A 17,520-nucleotide genomic window follows, 5' to 3' on the forward strand; every position below is an offset into this window, starting at 1 on the left:
CCCGTTTTTTTACAAAAATCGCCGTGGGATTTTCCGGGAAGCGCTGTATGATCTATTAGAAGGACAAATGTGGAGGTGAGACGGTGGACGAGGATATCCTGACTATGATGAAAGCGGGCGACCAGGAGGGCCTGAAGCGCCTTCAGGAGCGATACGGCAACCTGACCCGGTATGTGGTGCGGGGCGTTTTGGGGGACGGCCGGGATGTGGAGGAGTGTGTCAGCGACGTATTCCTGCGCGCCTGGGAGAAGATCGGCCAATATGATCCGGACAAGGGCAGGCTGTCCACCTGGCTCACCGCCGTGGCCCGAAACGCCGCCCTCAACAAAAAGAAGGGGATAGGGGCGGTCTCAGAGCCTTTGGAGGAGAGCTGTGCCGCCGTGCCCTCTCCGGAGGAGGCGCTTCTGCGCCAAGAGCGCGTGGAGCGGCTCCGTTCGGTCATTCAGGCTCTGCCCCGGCAGGAACAGATCCTGTGCTACCGAAAATATTATTATATGCAGTCCACCGCCCAGATCGCCGCCGAGCTCGGCCTTACGGAGCGGGCAGTGGAGGGGCGGCTGTACCGTCTGAGGCAAAAGCTGCGACAGCGGTTGGGAGGTGAGGCGCTGTGAGCACAAGAGACGACAAAGGTTTTGAGGAGCTACTTGCCCGGGAGCTGACCGAGCTTCCCCCCGACGACGAGATAGTGGCGCGGACGAACTCTTGGGAAGAGCCGGTGACCCGCATCGCCATGGGGTTGGCGCTCACTACCATCAAGCTGAATTTCCTTTGGCTGAACTATCTTCTGCCTGGGATCGGATACCTTATGCTTCTGCTGGGCTTCCGGGCGCTGCGCCGGGAAAACCGCTGGTTTGCTGCCGGCTGGGGGCTCTCCCTTCTGCGTCTGGCAGGCTGGATGTGCACGCTTGTTGAAGCCTCCACCGGCTGGCGCGGCCCGGAGATCGAGAACTCTCTCCCGCTGATCCTGTTGGCGGTGGCCATCCAGGTGGGATACTTCCTTATTCTGCGTAAGGCGCTGGCGGAGGTATTTCAAAAGGCGGAGGTGCCCTGGGAGCGGGATCCGCTGCTTCTGCTGGCGGGGCTCACCGTGGCCATAGCAGTCCTTGCCCGTTCTCCGCTAAGCAACAGTTGGCTGGCCGCTATTCCCACCCTGGGGTTCTATATTTACGCGCTCAACGCCCTCTACCACCTGCCGGAGAAGCTCTCCGACGCAGGCTACGCCCTCGCTGCCGCTCCGGTGGCGGTCAGTGAGAAAACCGTGAAGTGGGTCTACTGGCTTCTCTGTCTTGCCATCGTGACAGCTGGTAGTCTCTATGCCGCTCATATTCCCCTGGAGGCGGCGCCGGATACCGGGGCCCGGAGTGCCCCGGTACGCCAGGAGCTGTTGGCGTTGGGCTTTCCGGAGGAGCAGCTTCAAGACCTGCCGGACAGTGCGCTGGAGGGTCTGTCAGGTGTGCTCAACCTGGACGTTTCACAAGAACTTTTGATGTTCGACCCCCACAGCGAGCCGGAATATAACAGCTATGGCCTGGTCTACCAGTATGTGGATGCGCCGGGAAAGGCCAATCTGGACGTGACCGCTGTGACGGCGGAGCTGCCCGGGCACCAATTCCGCACCTTCCTGTTCTTCCAATGGAAGAGCATGTCCTACGGCGCCGACCACGGCCCCTTCTGGACGGACAGCTTCCTGTTCCGGCCGGAGGAGTCCGCCGGGGAGACGCGCTATACCGGAGCCCTTCTCTATGAGAAGGGGGGAGAGAGCTGGATCGCCCCCATCCCGGAGCTGACGATGAAAGGGCATACCGCTACGGGCTTTTTCGGAACGTCAAACTTCCAGGCTATCACCGGCCGGGTCAATTACCCTATGGGGGCGGAAAACCGCCGGGGCTGGCTGCAGGTAGATTTCACCATGCCGGAGGACTACTGGTTGGGGAGCATGATCTTCAACTGGTACCGAAGCGGCGCGCCCACGTTCCCCCATACCGATCCGATGGAGCGCGTCGGTTCGATCCACGAAAACCGGAGGCAGTTCTACACCACCTTCCAGACCCTGTCCCGCTATCTCTGGGAGCAGGCGGGGGAACCGGAGGAGTGGCCGCCCCAGTGACGGAAGAGCGCAAAAAAGAGGCTGTCAGCGTTTGCTGACAGCCTCTTTTTTGTGGTTTCATACATCCGCGTTTTCCCGGTATTCCTTCTGAGATTGGATATCAATGTGTCCAAATTTGTTGCGCAGATATCCGTAGAGGAAGATGCCGGCGGTGATGACCAGTGTGACGACCTTGTAGCCGTTGGAGATAAAGCTGTAGGACACCAGGATGACGGAAGCGAGGATGGCAAGGATATTGAGCGCCTTATAAAGGGCAGGGGAAATCTTGATACCGCTCTCTGTCCACTCTTTGGCAAACCGGTTGGGGACATTCAGGGAGAAGATGGTGCAGACGATCATCACCAGCCCCAAGGGAACCAGCTGCATGGTGACCATGTCGTTCAGATCCAGGCCCAAAATGATGGGAAGTACGCCTACTACATAGAGGAAGCCCAGGACATAGGGGGTGCCATTCTTGGTGGTCTTACCCAGAACAGCGGGAAGCCAGCCGTCGCGGGCGGAGGCCATCAGGGGCTGATAGCTGGAGGCGGTGCCGCCCACCAGAGAGGTTCCCAGGGCAAAGAGGGCGCCGCCGACCAGGAAGAAGGTGGCAAGGCTACCGGGCATCATCAGTTTGGCGATATCCCCCAGGCCCATCCCGGCGATCTTGCCGTAGGAATAGGCGTGGGTAGCGGCAAAACCGATGACAGCGTAAAGGATCGCGGCGATCAGAGCGGACAGGAAGAATGCCAGGGGCAGGCCACGCTTGGGATTTTTGGCCGCCTTGCCCATGCTGATGACATATTGAAAGCCGTTGCAGGTATAAGACATAAGGGCGGTGGCCATCATCAGGCCGGTGGGGCCGTTGATGAGCATGGGCTCTCCGGCGTAAGCGGAGGGGTCAAAATTCATGATACCGTACACCACGAACAGACCCAGGGCCACATACATACAAATGCACATCCCATTTTGAACCCGGGCGGCAAACTTGGTGCCTGCTATCACACAGGCATAGGTGGCGGTAAGAACTAAAATAGCCACGATCTTGCGGTAAGGAGTTAGAGCAGGGAATAGCATTTCCAGGTACATAGCAAATGCGATGACGGTCACCGACTGGGTGCCCAATTTAAAAAATACATCGTTGGCGGCGGTAAAGCCGGCGCAAATCTGGGGACAAGTCAGGGAGTCATAGGCATACATACCGCCGTCCAACTCAAACACATTGGCCAGGATGGGATAGCGGATGGACTGGAGAACCACAAGGGCCATGGCCAGAAACAGGGCGATGACGATGCCCCGACCGGTGTAGGCGATACCGTAACCCAGCATAGAGAAAACTCCTGCGCCGATGATGGTGCCAACGCCAATGGAAGTCAGGTCAAACACATTTAGCTTTTTGTTATCCATAAAGAATACCTCCCATTTTTCTTATTTATTTTGTAGAGCCCTGTTGGGCCTCGTATTCCGCAAAGGCTGCTGCGATGCGGTCGATGGCCTCCTTCATGGTGGCTGTGGAGCAGGTCAGACACAGCCGCAGGTAGTGTTCTCCCTGCTCCGGGTCGTGGGAGAGACCGCCCTGGACGGCCACATTTGCCTTGTGATTGACCAGATATTGCAGAATATCCTGGCTGTAACCGTAATCGGAAAAGTCCACCCAGACCACATAAGTGGCTTGGGGTATATAGGCCTTGGCCTTGGGCAGCTTTTCATGGATGTAGTCCACCGTCCAGGCCAGCCCCCGATCCAAATAGTCGTTGAGCGCATCCAGCCAATCCTCGCTCTCGTCATAGGCGGCGATCATGGCGGCCACGGCGAAGGGGGTGGGCATATTGGTGATGTAGTTGTCCATGAATTGGGCACGCAGGGAATCGTTGGGGATCACGGAGTAAGCGCAGTGGAGGCCCTGGAGGTTAAAGGACTTGTTGGGGCCAGAGACCATCACCAGGTTGCTGTGATCCTGTACTGCCTGGAGGATGGGGATATGCTTTTCTCCATGACGCACAAAGTCAGAGTGGATCTCATCAGAGACGATGACGACACCGTTTTTCCGGCAGATCTCCGCCATGCGGTTGAGCTCCTCCGCCGTCCAGATACGGCCCACCGGATTTTCGGGGGAGCAGAGGACAAAGACCTTGTTCTCCTTCTGGGCGCAGAGGGTCTCGAACCGGGCCCAGTCCATCTCGTAGACGCCTACGGCAGGGTGGAGCTTTTGACAGTTGACCACCTTGCGGTCCAGGTGTGTGATCGTGCTGGTGAAGTTGCTGTAGACAGGGGAGCAGAGGATCACGCCGTCTCCCGGCGCGGAAAAGGCATTGACTGTTTGACCGACGCCGTCCAAAGCTCCGTTGGAGTAGATGATCCATTCATTTTTGATGTCAAACCCATAGCGGCGGCGGTACCAGTTGATAATGGACTGATTGAACTTCGGTTCCGCCCCCGCTGTGGTATAGCCGAAGTTGGCGTGATCCGCCACCCGATGCATGGCCTGAACAATGGCTGGAGCCGCCTTAAAGTCCATATCTGCCAGAAGAAGACGAACCGTGTCCTCATCCAGCCGGATCTCCGGAACGATAGCCCGGAAATAGCCGGGATCATCAAATTTCATGCTATAGGTTCCAAAACGCTGAACCTCATGGTCAAAATCGTACTTCATTTGATCCCTCCTCATTTTTCTTCCCTTGGAATATTTCCCGCTCAGGCGCCCATTCCTCACCTCCCGTATACACCTGCCACAAAGTATTTTAGTAGCTAAAGGAGTTGCGCAAAAGAAAACTGCTTTAGTAGCTAAAATAATTATAAAAGGAAAGCGCCTTCCTGTCAATACAAGAAGACGCTTTTTGCCGTTTTGAATAGAAAAGTTACCTGTCACTTGTGAATATTGCCCGTATCCTTTGCTCATATCGAATGAGGTCTTCCAGCTCAGAGTCAGAATACTCCTCCAATTTTTCGCTGACAGAGAGATGTTCCTCCCGGTCATAGGCAATGTGATCGGCGCACAGGGCTTTGCCTTTTTCCGTGAGGGAGAGGATGGTTTGCCGCTTGTCCTGGCTGGACTTCAGGCGGATCACATAGCCCTTTTTCTCCAGCTTGGCAGCCATTTGCGTCACCGCACCGGGGGTCACGTTTAGAAGCTCAGCCGCTTCGCTCATGGAAGGACGTTCCCTTGAGCCCAGGGCCATCACAAAATGAACTTCTTTCATATACAGGGAGTCGTCCGCGGCATATTTCCGGGGGCGATTCATAAAGTCGGAGATCGTGGTGGCGGATGTCGTACACTCCCACAACAGCTTTTCAATCAGTTTCAGCCGATCCACACTGTCATCCCTTTCCTTTATAAAAAGAAGCTCTGAAGCACTTTCGGCTCCAGAGCTTCTTTAGGGGTTCTTATTTTACTTCTGCAGCTGCTTGGCGATCTCCTCGGCGAAGTTCTCCTGCCGCTTCTCGATGCCCTCGCCCTTCTCAAAACGCACGGCGCTCTTGAAGGTGAGGCTGCCGCCGGCGGCCTTGGCGGCGGAGGCGATATAGGCCTCCACGCTCATGGAGCCGTCCTTCACAAAGGCCTGCTGGAGCAGGCAGTTCTCCTCGTAGAACTTGCGCAGCTTGCCGGTGACGATGCCCTCCTTGACCTTGTCGGGCTTGGCGGCCATCTTGGGATCGTTGGCCATCTGCACCAGCATGATCTTCTTCTCTTCCTCCAGGGTGGCGTCGTCCACCTGGCTCTTGTCCCAGAAACGGGGGTTCATGGCGGCGATCTGCATGGCCACGTCCTTGCCGATGGGCTCCACCTTGTCAGCGGCCAGGTCAGTCTCAAAGTTCACCAGCACGCCGATCTTGCCGCCGGCGTGGACATAGGGAACGCTGACGCCCTCAGTGAAAAGGAAGAAGCGGCGCACCTTGATGTTCTCACCGATGACCAGCACCATCTCCTGCTGCTCCTCCTGGACGCTGCGGCCGTTGCCGTAGGGGGCGGCCATGAGGGCGTCCAGGTCAGCGGGTTTGTTGGCCACCACAGAGGCGGCGACACCGTGGACGAACTCCACGAACTTCTCGTTTTTGCCCACAAAGTCGGTCTCGGCGTTGACTTCCACCACAACGCCCACACCGTCGATGACGGCGGCATAAGCGGCACCCTCGGCGGCGATGCGGTCACCCTTCTTGATGGAGGCGGCCAGGCCCTTCTCCCGGAGATACTCCACGGCCTTGTCCATGTCGCCGTTAGTCTCCACCAGAGCCTTCTTGCACTCCATCATGCCCACGCCGGTCTTTTCCCGGAGGGCCTGCACTTCTTTTGCGGAAATTGCCATATCAATGACCTCCTATTAATATTCAAATAAAAGAAGCGCCCGCCCGCGCTGGACGGGCGCTTCCCAAATTTCCTTCTTACTTACTCAGCGGGAACCTCGGCAGGGGCCTCGGCGGGAGCGGCGTCCACGCCCTGGCGGCCCTCCTGGATAGCGTTGGCCATAACGCCGGAGATGAGCTTGATGGCCCGGATAGCGTCATCATTGCCGGGGATCACGTAGTCGATTTCGTCGGGGTCGCAGTTGGTGTCCACAATGGCCACAATGGGGATGTGGAGCTTGCGGGCCTCGTTGATGGCGTTGCGCTCCTTGCGGGGATCCACCACGAACAGGGCGGAGGGGAGCTTGCGCATCTCGGTCACGCCGCCCAGATACTTCTCCAGCTTGGCGATCTCGCCCAGGTGATGCATGACCTCCTTCTTGGGGAGCATATCGAAGGTGCCGTCCTCCTGCATCTTCTTGAGCTGGTTGAGACGATCCACACGGCCCCGCATGGTCTTGAAGTTGGTGAGCATGCCGCCCAGCCAACGGGCGTTGACGAAGTACATGCCACAGCGGCCAGCCTCTTCCTTAATGGCCTCCTGGGCCTGCTTCTTGGTGCCCACGAAGAGCAGGGTGCCGCCCTCAGCGGACATATCCCGCACGAAGGAATAGGCCTCCTCCAGCTTCTTCACGGTCTTCTGCAGGTCGATAATGTAGATGCCGTTGCGCTCGGTGTAGATATACGCGGCCATCTTGGGGTTCCAGCGGCGGGTCTGGTGTCCGAAGTGGACGCCCGCCTCGAGAAGTTGCTTCATAGATACGACTGCCATAGTTCAAATTTCCTCCTTTATTTGTTGATTCCTCCACCCGTTTCATCCAGAGCCGGCCAACCGGGTGATCCCGGCACCTGGCCCTCTGTCCGCGGATGTGCGTAATCACATGCCATGGTAGTTTACCACAGTTTGCCCGGAAAGGCAAGGTTTTTTTCCTGAAAAAGGAATGTTTTTCCGGCAAATGAGTTCACTTGCCCAACGCGCCGTTTTTCTTCCAGGCGGCCAGCACAGCGTCGATGGCCGCGGCCCGGAGCCCGTGACGTTCCAGCTGCGCCACGCCCTCGATGGTAGAGCCGCCGGGGGAACAGACCGCATCCTTCAGCGCGCCGGGATGCTCGCCTGTTTCCAGCACCATGGCCGCCGCGCCCAAGACCATCTGGGCGGCGTAGAGCATGGCCTGCTTCCGGGGCAGCCCTGCCGCCACGCCGCCGTCAGCCAGGGCCTCGATATAGGGATAGACGAAAGCGGGGCCGCAGCCCGCAACGGCGCTGAAGGCGTCTATCTGCCCTTCCTTGATACGCTCCACCCGGCCGGAGGCGGCCAGAATGGCCTCAACATCCGCAAAGTGTTTTTCCTTTGCGGTGCTTCCGCCGCAAAGAGCGGTCATGCCCCTGCCGATGGCGCAGGGGGTGTTGGGCATGATGCGCAGAACGGGGACATCGGGCCCAGCCCAACGCTGGATGTCATCCAGAACGATACCTGCCGCCACAGAGACGACCGCCCGGCCGGACAGGGCAGGGGAGAGCTCGGTCAGCAGGGCCTTGATCTGCTTGGGTTTGACGCAGAGAAAGAGATATTGGGCGGCGGCCGCCGCCTCCAGGTTGGTCTCAAGGGAGGTACAGCCGGTCTCGACCGCCAGAGCCTGGGCCTTGGCGGCAGTGCGGTTGGAGCAGACCACCTGGTCGCCCCCAAGGGCCGTACAGGCGGCCCGGAGCAGGGCGGCGCCCATATTGCCCGTGCCGATAAATGCCGCTTTTTTCATAAGAAGGTCACCTCAATTCAAAAGTCTTTCTGCACATGGAATAAAAAAGAGGGCCGCACCTTGTGCGGCCCTCTTTGGCAATTGATCAGATTTCCAAGCCGTCTCCAAAGAGGGCGTTGGTCTCGGGATCCTCCGCAATGCGCATGGCGCCCTGGATCCGGGCACCCTGGTTCATCGCGATAGTGCAGGCTGTGACATTGCCCGCCAGTACGGAGCCAGGGAAGAAGGTGGCGGCCCGGGCAATCTGGAGATTGCCCTTGATCTTGCCGTCAGATTCGATATCGGTGGCCAACACATCGCCCACGACCACAGCGCTGGCGTCCAGCGATACGGAGGAGGTAGAGGTGATATTGCCCTGAACGGCACAGCCCGCCAGCACAACGGCGGCGCCCTTCACATCGCCCAGCACCTTACCGGTGATGCGCACATTACCGGTGGCCTCCAGGTTACCCTTTAGCTTGCCCAGCACCTCCACATCGCCCTCGGCCCGCAGGTCGCCAAAAAAGGTGGCGCCGGCGGCGATAACCGTGGCGTTGGGACGGATGAAGGGTGCACGCACATCCTCCTCGTCGTCATCCCCGGAGAACATGGGCTCCGGCCTGGGCGCTGCCGCAGAGGCAGGGGAGGGAGGCGGCGTAACGGAACGGCCGATGCCGAAAAAGCCGCCCCGGGCGGGCTGAGGCTCCGGTCTGGGCTCCAGTTCCACCTTGGGCTCCGGCGCCTTCGGCTCCTGCTGGGGCTCCACCCGGGTGGCCACGCGGGGCTCCTTCCGGGCTTCCACCTTAGGTTCCACTGTGATCTCCACAGGGGACTCCTGGAACAGGGTCTTCTCAACGGTCTGGGCGACCTCCTGGCGGGTGGAATCCAAGTCGGTCTCAAAGGTAGCGTCGCCTTTTTCCTCCTTGGTCATACCAACCAGACCCAGCAGCTCCTTCATTGCCTGTCTCATATTTTCTTTATTACTGGCCATATGCCGCACCTTCCCATCTGTGCAAACTCTCCCGCGCCCGCTTTTTAGGGTGCGCTTTTATAGCTGAATACCACCGGCAGTACCGCAGTCGTCAGAGGCTGGAACTTATAGCCCTCACTCTGCAGTCCCTCGATAATGCCGCCCAGCGCTTTGGCGACGGTCTCCTTGCCAAAGCTGTCCTGCAGCATGACGATCCCCCGGCTCTTGTCCGCCATCCCATCAAGCACATTGGCCCGGATCTGGTCGATGGTCTGACCGCTCTGCGTGCTCTCGCCGGACACGTTCCAGTCGAAGTAGACAAAGTTGCGGCGGAGCATTTCGGCAATGAGCTCCTGATAGATATTGCTGTTATAAGCGTTGATGCTTCCGCCGGGGAAACGGAAGATCTGTACCTTTTGACCTGTAGTCTCATAAACCAGGTCATAGATCTTTTGAAAATCGGCCAGATAGTCCTCGACTGAGTTATATACCTCCTGATAGGAGAGGCTATAGCTGCGAAGGCCAATGGCGTGCCCCCGGATCCCGATCTCCTTCAGAATGGTCAGGGAGTCGGCGTCGGTCTGGCCGGAGACGAAAAAGGTGGCTTTCACACCATATTCATCCAGTGTGTCCAGAATGTCCAGGGTGTTGGGACTGGGACTTCCGTCGAAGGTGAGATAGACCGTTTCCTCCGCCGGGGTGCGGTTGGTAGGGATCGCGGTCTCACCGTAGAGCTCGGGAAAGAGCTCCTGATAGGCGAGAGCCTCGGCCTGGTCAGGGCCCAGCAGGGCAGAGTAGTCCGGCGTGCCGGGCACGGCGGACTCCAAACGGGCAAGCCGCTGTTCCAGAGAAGCGCACCGCAGGCCAAAAACGATGGCCAGAACAGTGGGAACGAGGATCAACAATGCCAGAACGATCAGGATCAGACGCTTGAAAAACGTCACGCTGAAGGTCTTCATTGCCTATCCTCCCATCCACGACACGCGCGCATGGACAGAGCGCCGCGTAGTTTAACAGTATGATTATAAAGCAGATGCCTCGAAAAGGCAAGGAAAATTTGCAAAGAGTGGGCATTTCCTCGAAAATTTGTAAAAGTTTTCCAGCGGAGAGAGAGCGGAGCTCTTTGGATTTCCGGCCTTTTCCGCAGGGCATAGAAAAACCACTATTGGAAGTATGACACAAATTCCCGGTTCTTGTCAACTTTTTTAACGACTTTTTCCAACAAAAAGAATTTGCCCGGCCTATGGCAAATTTTCTAAGCCGTCCCCTTCCAATTCCAGCCCACATTTATTACAATAGAAGCGGGAAGCTTTCAGACAAATTTCAGCTTTCTGCGGTATCCTTGTGACAGAAAGGCGGGAGGAGCATGCGAATTTTGATCGTAGAGGACGAGCGTCATTTGGCCGAGGCGCTGGGCCAGATCATGACCGAACAGCGTTATCAGACGGACGTGGTCTATGACGGGGCGGGCGGTCTGGACTATTCCCTTACCGGCCAATACGACGTGATCGTTCTTGATGTGATGCTTCCCAAGGTAGATGGACTTGAGGTGGCCCAGCGGCTCCGGGCCGCCCATGTGTCCACGCCCATCCTCATGCTCACCGCCCGGGATGAGGTCGCCGACAAGATCAGCGGGCTGGATTGCGGCGCCGACGACTACATGACCAAGCCCTTCGACGCCGGCGAGCTCCTGGCCCGCATCCGCGCCCTCACCCGGCGGCAGGGAGAGGTGGTCGGCAATGTTATCACGGTGGGGGAGCTGTCCCTGCGGCTGGACGTTCGCTGCCTCATGTGGGGGGAGGACTCCGTCCACTTGGGCTTTAAGGAGTTTGAGGTCATGCGCCTTCTGATGCTCAACGGCAGGGCGGTGGTGCCCAAGGAAGATATGATCGCCAAGGTGTGGGGCCTGGAGTCGGAGGCGGAGGACAATAACGTGGAGGTGTATATCTCCTTCCTGCGCAAGAAATTGGCCTTTCTTCATTCCAATGTGACCATCGGTACCCTGCGCAAGGTGGGTTACTTTTTGGAGGTGCCGGAGGAATGATCGCCAAACTGCGCCGAAAATTTATTGCGACCAATATGCTTCTGGTGAGCCTGGTGCTCCTGGCGGTTTTTTCCATCCAGACCTTCAGCGCCTATCAGCGCGCCCGGGAACAGGTCTATCAGGCTCAGCTCATGGCCCTGCGGTGGATCGTCCAGAAGCAGTCGCCCGGCTTTGCCTTCGACATGCCCCACCCGGGCGGGGAAAGGGGCCGGGGGGAAAATCGGGCGGACAATTTCCCCTCGGTGCCCATCTTCGCCGTGGAGATCGACGCCGACGGCCGCATCATAGATCTTCAGGAGGGGCCCGGCGCGACCGTGACCCGGGAGACGGCCCAGGAGCTGACGGACGCCGCCCTGGCCCAGGCCGGCGGTCACGGCGCCCTCCCCGGCCAGAGCCTCAGCTATCTTTACCGCCAGGAGAACGGCAGAGCGTTTCTGGCCTTTGCGGATAACCGGATCATCGCCGCAACGATTCGCGCTCAGCTGTTGACCTCCGCGGGGATCTGCGCCCTGGCCCTTACCGTCTTCTATCTCATCTCCCGGTTCCTGGCCAGGCTGTCCCTCCGCCCGGTGGAGCGGGCCTGGGAGCAGCAGCGGCAGTTTGTGGCCGACGCCTCCCACGAGCTCAAGACTCCTATCACGGTGATCTTAGCCAATGCGGATATTGTTTTGGCACACCGCACGGACACAGTGGAGCAGCAGGCCAAGTGGATCGAGTACACCCAGGAGGAGGCCGCCCGCATGAAGGCCCTGGTGGACGACCTTCTCTTTCTGGCCAAGAGCGACGCGGCGAAGCAGCCGCTCCAGCCCACTCAGGTACGCTTGAGCGAGCTGGTCACCGGCGCCATCCTGCCCTTTGAATCGGTATTCTTTGAAAGGGGCGTGACCCTTGCGGAGACGGTAGCGCCCGGACTTACCGCCTGGGGAGACGAGGGCCAGCTGCGCCGGTTGGTGATGATCCTGCTGGATAACGCCGTGAAATACGCCGGAGCAGGGGAGAGGGTCACTGTGCGCCTGGACGAGGCCCAGGGAAGACCCCGGCTTACCGTAAACAACAGCGGCCCCGCTATCCCGCCGGAGCATTTGCCGCACCTCTTTGAGCGGTTCTACCGCTCCGACGCCGCCCGGGATCGGGTGCAGGGGGGATACGGCCTGGGCCTGGCCATCGCCAAGAGCATTGTGGAGACCCAGGGGGGCAGGATATCTGTGGCCAGCACCCCTGAGGCGGGTACCACTTTTACCGTGCTTTTTTCGAAAAAATGAGGGCTTGACAAACCTTTGGCAGGCCGCTATAATAGCATGGTGCCCCAAATGGGGCGCAAATGCGGATGTGCTGGAATTGGTAGACTGGCCAGCTTGAGGTGCTGGTGCTCAATTGGGCGTGCGGGTTCAAGTCCCGCCATCCGCACCAAGCCTATATAATCCGAACCTTTTCCGGTAGGAACAGGTTCGGATTATTGCTTTTCTGCTGTGTTATGCGGCGTTTTCCGCCGGACAAATTAGTACCACAGATAAAAGGGGGACTATGCGTGAAAAGGCTTTCTTCACTGCTCCTGGCGGCTGCAATACTGCTGAGCGTGGCAGCGCTTCCCGTTTCCGCGGCGGATCAAAATTTCAACGACGTACCCGATGCCCACTGGGCCTACTCCTACATCCAGTCTGCCGCCGCTGACGGCGTGATGAACGGCACCGGAGAGGGTAACTTTTCCCCTTCCAAGACGCTGACCCGCGCCGAGTTCATCGTAATGATGATGCGGGCCTTCTACAAGGATGAGGTCGCAGCGAAGGAGACCGAGCTGAAGAATGCCGGTATCGAGACGTCGTGGTACGTCGCCCACTGTTTCCTCGCATATGAAAAGGGCTTGCTGGAAAGCGCCTCTATGGAAACGGCTATCCGAAACGGTGTTGGAAAGCTGAAGAACCCTGACAGCTTCCTGTACCGCAACGCAAAGGACTTGTCTGAGGTCTCTGCCGAGAACATTACCCGAATCGACATGGCTGTTATCGCGGGGCGAATCATGCTGGAGAAGGGCATCCCCGAACTTCCTGACGCAGAGCGTCAGGCTACACTGAACAAGGTTCCCGACGTCGACCAGATTCTCAATACCCAGCGGGAAACGATGGCGATGGTATACTACTACAAGGTTATCACCGGTATCGACTCCAATGGTACTTTCAATCCTTCTGGCACGGTTGACCGTGCCTCTGCCGCTGCTATCTACTGCCGCCTGCGGGATGCCATTCGGAACCACGCTGGCGGCACGACACCCACTCCTACTCCGACGCCTACCCCTGCCCCCAGTGTTGAGCCTACTCCGACTCCTTCGAAGCCCCCTGTGACCGGCGGCACGAAGGCCCCTTATGCTACTACTGAAGACAGCATCGTTGGAACGGTAAGCGACAAACGGGTTACCCTGAGTCTTGAGACCCACAAAGCTCCTGTGGATTACTGGGGAAAGCATCCTGAGCTGAATGGGCTGGTGGACAAGGATGAATATAACGCCTATGTCTTTATGGCGCTGAACCGCGAGTGGATTGCAAAGAACGGCATTGTCGCAAGCACATGGCAAAACGGCGCGTGGACTGACGGTGTCGATACTTTCAATTACCCCTGTTTCAGCACAAAGCGTACCCACCCCATTCCTATGGAACTTCCATTTACTGACTACTATGTGGATGCAGTAACTGGCGGTGACATCTATGTCAATCGAGTGGGTGATACAGTCGAGGATGACATTGGAATCTACCGGGTATATAAGGCAACGACCGTAGACGAAGCATACAACGGCAATCTCGTCCCTGTCTTTGCCAAGTTTACCCCCGGCATGTCCGATAAAGACAAAATCGTCATCATGGTCGAGGCGCTCTGCGAAAAGATGACTTATAACGATGGGTCTCCAGAGGTTGCAGACATCCCTCGTGTTGGCGGCCCAGACGTATGGGCTTCTGATGCGCCAGTCGTTAAGGGTATCTGCGACGACTACGCTGTTGCGTTCGCTTACATGTGCGATTATGCTGGCCTCCCCTGCATGATTTGCACTGGTAACAACCATGCATGGAATTTGGTGTACGCTGATAGCGAGTGGTATGTTGTAGATGCAACCAATGCTGACATTGGCTTCGCACCATATGTGACAGAACAATTTTACTTTGATGATAACTTTTGGGATTTTGACCATTCCTATGATAACCAGAAACTTATTATCGAAGCCCTCTACGAAGACGTCTTCGGAAAATGAAAAAAGCCGATTACAACAAAGAACCCGCCGCTTAAATAGCGACGGGTTCTTTGTGCATTCTATATGAGCGCAATAAAGCAGGCCGCTATCGAAACGACAGCGGCCTGCTTTTGTTTTCATTCGATTTTTGCCCGCACCCTCTTGACAAAGGAGGGAAGATGGGTTAGAATAATACCACACCCCAGGGGGGTGTCATTTAACTTGTGAAAGCGAGGTGCGGCCCATGATGGCGGATCGGAAAAAGGTCTCCCGGCTTTTGAAGACTGCCCGCGGACAACTGGATGGGATCCTGAAAATGATAGAGGAAGACCGCTATTGCATCGACATCTCCCAGCAGCTTATGGCCACCGAGGCGCTGCTCAACCGGGTGAACCGGGAGGTGCTCTCCGCCCATCTCCGCGGCTGTGTCCAACAGGCGGTCACCGCGGAAGACAGGGAAGAAAAGGTGGAGGAATTGGTGGCGGCGCTGGATAAGATATTGAAGTGACCGCGCAAATTATGTCAAAATCATTCAGAGAGGCAATGCCATGAGACAAAAATTTACTGTGACCGGAATGACCTGCTCTGCCTGCTCGGCCCATGTGGAAAAGGCGGTGGCAAAGCTGGAGGGCGTGTCGGCGGTAAACGTGAACCTGCTGGGCGGCTCCATGCAGGTGGATTTTGACCCCGCTCAGCAGAGCGGCGATTCCATTATCCAGGCGGTGGTGGCCGCGGGCTACGGCGCCGCGCTCCCCAATGCCGGGAAGCAGAAGGGACAGTCCGCCCCTGCCGGGATGCCTGATATGCAGGAGGAATTGCGGGGGATGAAGCGGCGGCTCGTGATCTCCTTCTGCTTCTTCATCCCACTTTTTTATCTCACCATGGGGCACATGGTGGGGCTGCCCATCCCCGACTTCTTCCACGGGCCGGGGAACGCCCTCAATTACGCCATCACCCAGCTTCTCCTGCTCCTGCCCATTATGTATGTCAACGACAAATATTATAAGGTGGGCTTTAAGACCCTCTTCCACCGCTCGCCCAATATGGACTCTCTCATCGCCCTGGGCTCTGCCGCCGCCGTGCTCTACGGCCTGGTGGGCATTTACCAGATCGGCTGGGGTCTGGGGCATGGGGATATGGCCCGGGTGGAGAAGTGGGCCATGGATCTCTATTTTGAAGGGGCGGGCACCATCCTGACGCTGATCACCTTGGGCAAGTACATGGAGACCCGCTCCAAGGGCAAAACAGGGGAGGCGATCTCCCGGCTCATGGACTTGGCGCCCAAAACCGCCACAGTGCTGCGGGGTGGGGCGGAGGTCACCATCCCGGTGGAGGAGGTGGCGGTGGGCGACCTTATCGTCGTCCGCCCCGGTCAGTCCATTCCCGTGGACGGCGAGATCGTAGAGGGCAGCTCCGCCATCGACGAGTCCGCCCTGACCGGCGAGTCCATTCCCGTGGATAAGGCGCCGGGGGACAAAGTGGCGGCGGCGTCCATCAACAAGTCCGGTTCCTTTACCTTCAAGGCCACCCGGGTGGGGGACGATACCACTTTGGCCCAGATGATCGCCCTGGTGGATGAGGCGGCCTCATCCAAGGCACCCATCGCCAAGCTGGCGGATAAGGTGGCGGGCGTCTTCGTGCCCGCAGTGATCTGTCTGGCGCTCATCACCGCCGCGGTTTGGATCTTCGTCACCGGGGACGTGGCCCGGGCCCTGACCTCCGGCGTGGCGGTGCTGGTGATCTCCTGCCCCTGCGCCCTGGGCCTTGCCACTCCGGTGGCCATTATGGTGGGCACCGGCAAGGGGGCGGAAAACGGCATCCTGTTCAAATCCGCTGAGGCGCTGGAGAGCCTGCGCTCCGTACAGACCATGGTGCTGGATAAGACGGGCACCATCACCCAGGGCAAGCCCGTGGTCACCGACCTGAGACCTTTGAACGGCATGACAGAGGCGGAGCTTCTCTGCGTAGCCGCGTCCCTGGAAAAACCCTCGGAGCATCCCCTGGCGCAGGCGGTGGTGGCCGAGGCGGCGCGCCGGAATGTGCCGCTGGCGCCCGCGGAGGAGTTTCAGGCGATACACGGCCGGGGCGTGTCCGCCAATATTCAGGGCGCCGCTTTTCTGGCGGGCAACCAGGCCATGATGGAGGAAAACCACATTGACCTGACCGCCGCAGGGAGCCTGCCGGAGACTTTTGCGGAGGAGGGAAAGACGCCGCTCTACTTTGCCCGGGACGGCAAGCTGGCGGGCCTGGTGGCGGTAGCCGACACGGTGAAGCCCAGCTCGCAGGCGGCCATCAGAGCCCTCCGTGATCTGGGCCTGGAGGTGGTCATGCTCACCGGTGACAACCGCCGCACTGCCCAGGCCATTGCAAAGGGACTTGCCTTGACAGACGTTGTGGCGGAAGTGCTCCCCCAGGACAAGGAAAAGGTGATCTCCCGGCTCCAGGGGGAGGGGAAGAAGGTGGCGATGATCGGAGACGGCATCAATGACGCGCCGGCTCTGGCTCGCTCCGACGTGGGCCTGGCCATCGGCGCGGGCACCGACGTGGCCATCGAGTCCGCCGACGTGGTGCTGATGAAGAGCGACCTGATGGACGCCGTGACGGCGGTGGAGCTGAGCCGGGCCACCATCCGCAACATCAAGCAGAACCTTTTCTGGGCCTTCTTTTATAACGTTATCTGTATCCCCGTAGCCGCCGGCGTGCTGGCGATCTTCGGCGGGCCTCAGCTCAACCCCATGCTGGCGGCGGCCGCCATGAGCATGAGCTCCGTCTGTGTGGTGTCCAATGCTCTGCGCCTCAAGCTGTTCAAACCCCGTCACTGCGGGGATGATAGAACGGATATTTCCTATGAAGCACCGCAAAAAACAGAAGGGAAGGAAAACACCATGGAAAAGAAAGTCATGATCGAGGGCATGATGTGCCAAAACTGCGTCAAGCACGCCACCAACGCCCTCAACTCCCTGCCCGGCGTCACCGCCACGGTAGACCTGGAGAGCAAGACAGCGACAGTGATCGGTGATGTGACCGACGAGGCCATTAAGAAGGCCATTGCCGACGCCGGGTATGAAGTGACCGGCATCCAGTAAGCGCACAGCAGAGTGAACGGCCCGGAGCGTTGCTCCGGGC

Annotated in this window: 15 protein-coding genes and 1 tRNA gene; 8 read left to right on the forward strand and 8 right to left on the reverse strand. The window is 58.5% G+C overall.

Annotated elements, in window-relative coordinates:
- The first annotated feature begins 83 nt into the window (after window positions 1-83).
- Both NFR87_RS06840 and NFR87_RS06845 read left to right on the forward strand, forming a co-directional pair.
- Window positions 84-611: an RNA polymerase sigma factor gene (locus NFR87_RS06840; RefSeq protein WP_251448217.1), complete on the forward strand. Its 528-nt coding sequence runs from the start codon at window positions 84-86 to the stop codon at window positions 609-611.
- Window positions 608-2,107, forward strand: a complete 1,500-nt coding sequence (locus tag NFR87_RS06845; protein ID WP_251448220.1) for a hypothetical protein — start codon at window positions 608-610, stop codon at window positions 2,105-2,107. Before NFR87_RS06840 ends, NFR87_RS06845 begins: the two co-directional genes overlap by 4 nt.
- Before the next feature lie 57 nt (window positions 2,108-2,164).
- Here the strand turns inward: NFR87_RS06845 and NFR87_RS06850 are convergent, their stop codons facing one another.
- The 8 genes from NFR87_RS06850 to NFR87_RS06885 form a co-directional block, all read right to left on the reverse strand.
- A complete protein-coding gene (locus NFR87_RS06850; protein WP_251448222.1) occupies window positions 2,165-3,493 on the reverse strand; it encodes an APC family permease in 1,329 nt (442 codons plus the stop codon).
- Window positions 3,494-3,518: 25 nt separating this feature from the next.
- Window positions 3,519-4,739 (reverse strand): MalY/PatB family protein, encoded by a 1,221-nt coding sequence (locus NFR87_RS06855; RefSeq protein ID WP_251448225.1) that lies wholly within the window; start codon window positions 4,737-4,739, stop codon window positions 3,519-3,521.
- 205 nt (window positions 4,740-4,944) lie between these two features.
- On the reverse strand, window positions 4,945-5,400 hold the full coding sequence (locus NFR87_RS06860; RefSeq protein WP_251448228.1) for a MarR family transcriptional regulator: 456 nt from the start codon (window positions 5,398-5,400) through the stop codon (window positions 4,945-4,947).
- A 75-nt stretch (window positions 5,401-5,475) separates the two neighbouring features.
- The gene (gene tsf / locus NFR87_RS06865) at window positions 5,476-6,390 is read right to left on the reverse strand and encodes a translation elongation factor Ts (protein WP_251448231.1); all 915 of its coding nucleotides are present in this window, start codon (window positions 6,388-6,390) and stop codon (window positions 5,476-5,478) included.
- An 80-nt stretch (window positions 6,391-6,470) separates the two neighbouring features.
- Window positions 6,471-7,199: a 30S ribosomal protein S2 gene (gene rpsB, locus NFR87_RS06870; RefSeq protein WP_251448234.1), complete on the reverse strand. Its 729-nt coding sequence runs from the start codon at window positions 7,197-7,199 to the stop codon at window positions 6,471-6,473.
- Between the two features lie 190 nt (window positions 7,200-7,389).
- Window positions 7,390-8,184 carry a pyrroline-5-carboxylate reductase gene (gene proC / locus NFR87_RS06875; protein WP_251448236.1) on the reverse strand — a complete coding sequence of 265 codons (795 nt, stop codon included), beginning with the start codon at window positions 8,182-8,184 and terminating at the stop codon, window positions 7,390-7,392.
- 85 nt (window positions 8,185-8,269) lie between these two features.
- Window positions 8,270-9,121 (reverse strand): bactofilin family protein, encoded by an 852-nt coding sequence (locus tag NFR87_RS06880; RefSeq protein WP_251448239.1) that lies wholly within the window; start codon window positions 9,119-9,121, stop codon window positions 8,270-8,272.
- 77 nt (window positions 9,122-9,198) lie between these two features.
- A complete protein-coding gene (locus NFR87_RS06885) occupies window positions 9,199-10,092 on the reverse strand; it encodes a polysaccharide deacetylase family protein (RefSeq protein ID WP_251448242.1) in 894 nt (297 codons plus the stop codon).
- A 407-nt stretch (window positions 10,093-10,499) separates the two neighbouring features.
- On the opposite strand from NFR87_RS06885, the gene NFR87_RS06890 reads away from it, so the two are divergent.
- From NFR87_RS06890 to NFR87_RS06920, 6 genes are all read left to right on the forward strand, one after another.
- Complete coding sequence (locus NFR87_RS06890; protein ID WP_251448245.1) at window positions 10,500-11,177, forward strand: response regulator transcription factor; 678 nt, start codon at window positions 10,500-10,502, stop codon at window positions 11,175-11,177.
- The gene (locus tag NFR87_RS06895) at window positions 11,174-12,439 is read left to right on the forward strand and encodes a sensor histidine kinase (protein WP_251448248.1); all 1,266 of its coding nucleotides are present in this window, start codon (window positions 11,174-11,176) and stop codon (window positions 12,437-12,439) included. The genes NFR87_RS06890 and NFR87_RS06895 overlap by 4 nt, the downstream gene beginning before the upstream one ends.
- A 61-nt stretch (window positions 12,440-12,500) precedes the next feature.
- Window positions 12,501-12,587, forward strand: a tRNA-Leu gene (locus NFR87_RS06900).
- Between the two features lie 118 nt (window positions 12,588-12,705).
- Complete coding sequence (locus NFR87_RS10455; RefSeq protein WP_277613133.1) at window positions 12,706-14,415, forward strand: S-layer homology domain-containing protein; 1,710 nt, start codon at window positions 12,706-12,708, stop codon at window positions 14,413-14,415.
- 223 nt (window positions 14,416-14,638) lie between these two features.
- Window positions 14,639-14,902, forward strand: a complete 264-nt coding sequence (locus NFR87_RS06915; RefSeq protein ID WP_251448251.1) for a metal-sensing transcriptional repressor — start codon at window positions 14,639-14,641, stop codon at window positions 14,900-14,902.
- Between the two features lie 40 nt (window positions 14,903-14,942).
- A complete protein-coding gene (locus tag NFR87_RS06920; protein WP_251448254.1) occupies window positions 14,943-17,480 on the forward strand; it encodes a heavy metal translocating P-type ATPase in 2,538 nt (845 codons plus the stop codon).
- The last annotated feature ends 40 nt before the right edge of the window (window positions 17,481-17,520 follow it).

The sequence above is a fragment of the Vermiculatibacterium agrestimuris genome, assembly GCF_943193085.1.
Lineage (GTDB): Bacteria > Bacillota > Clostridia > Oscillospirales > Oscillospiraceae > Vermiculatibacterium > Vermiculatibacterium agrestimuris.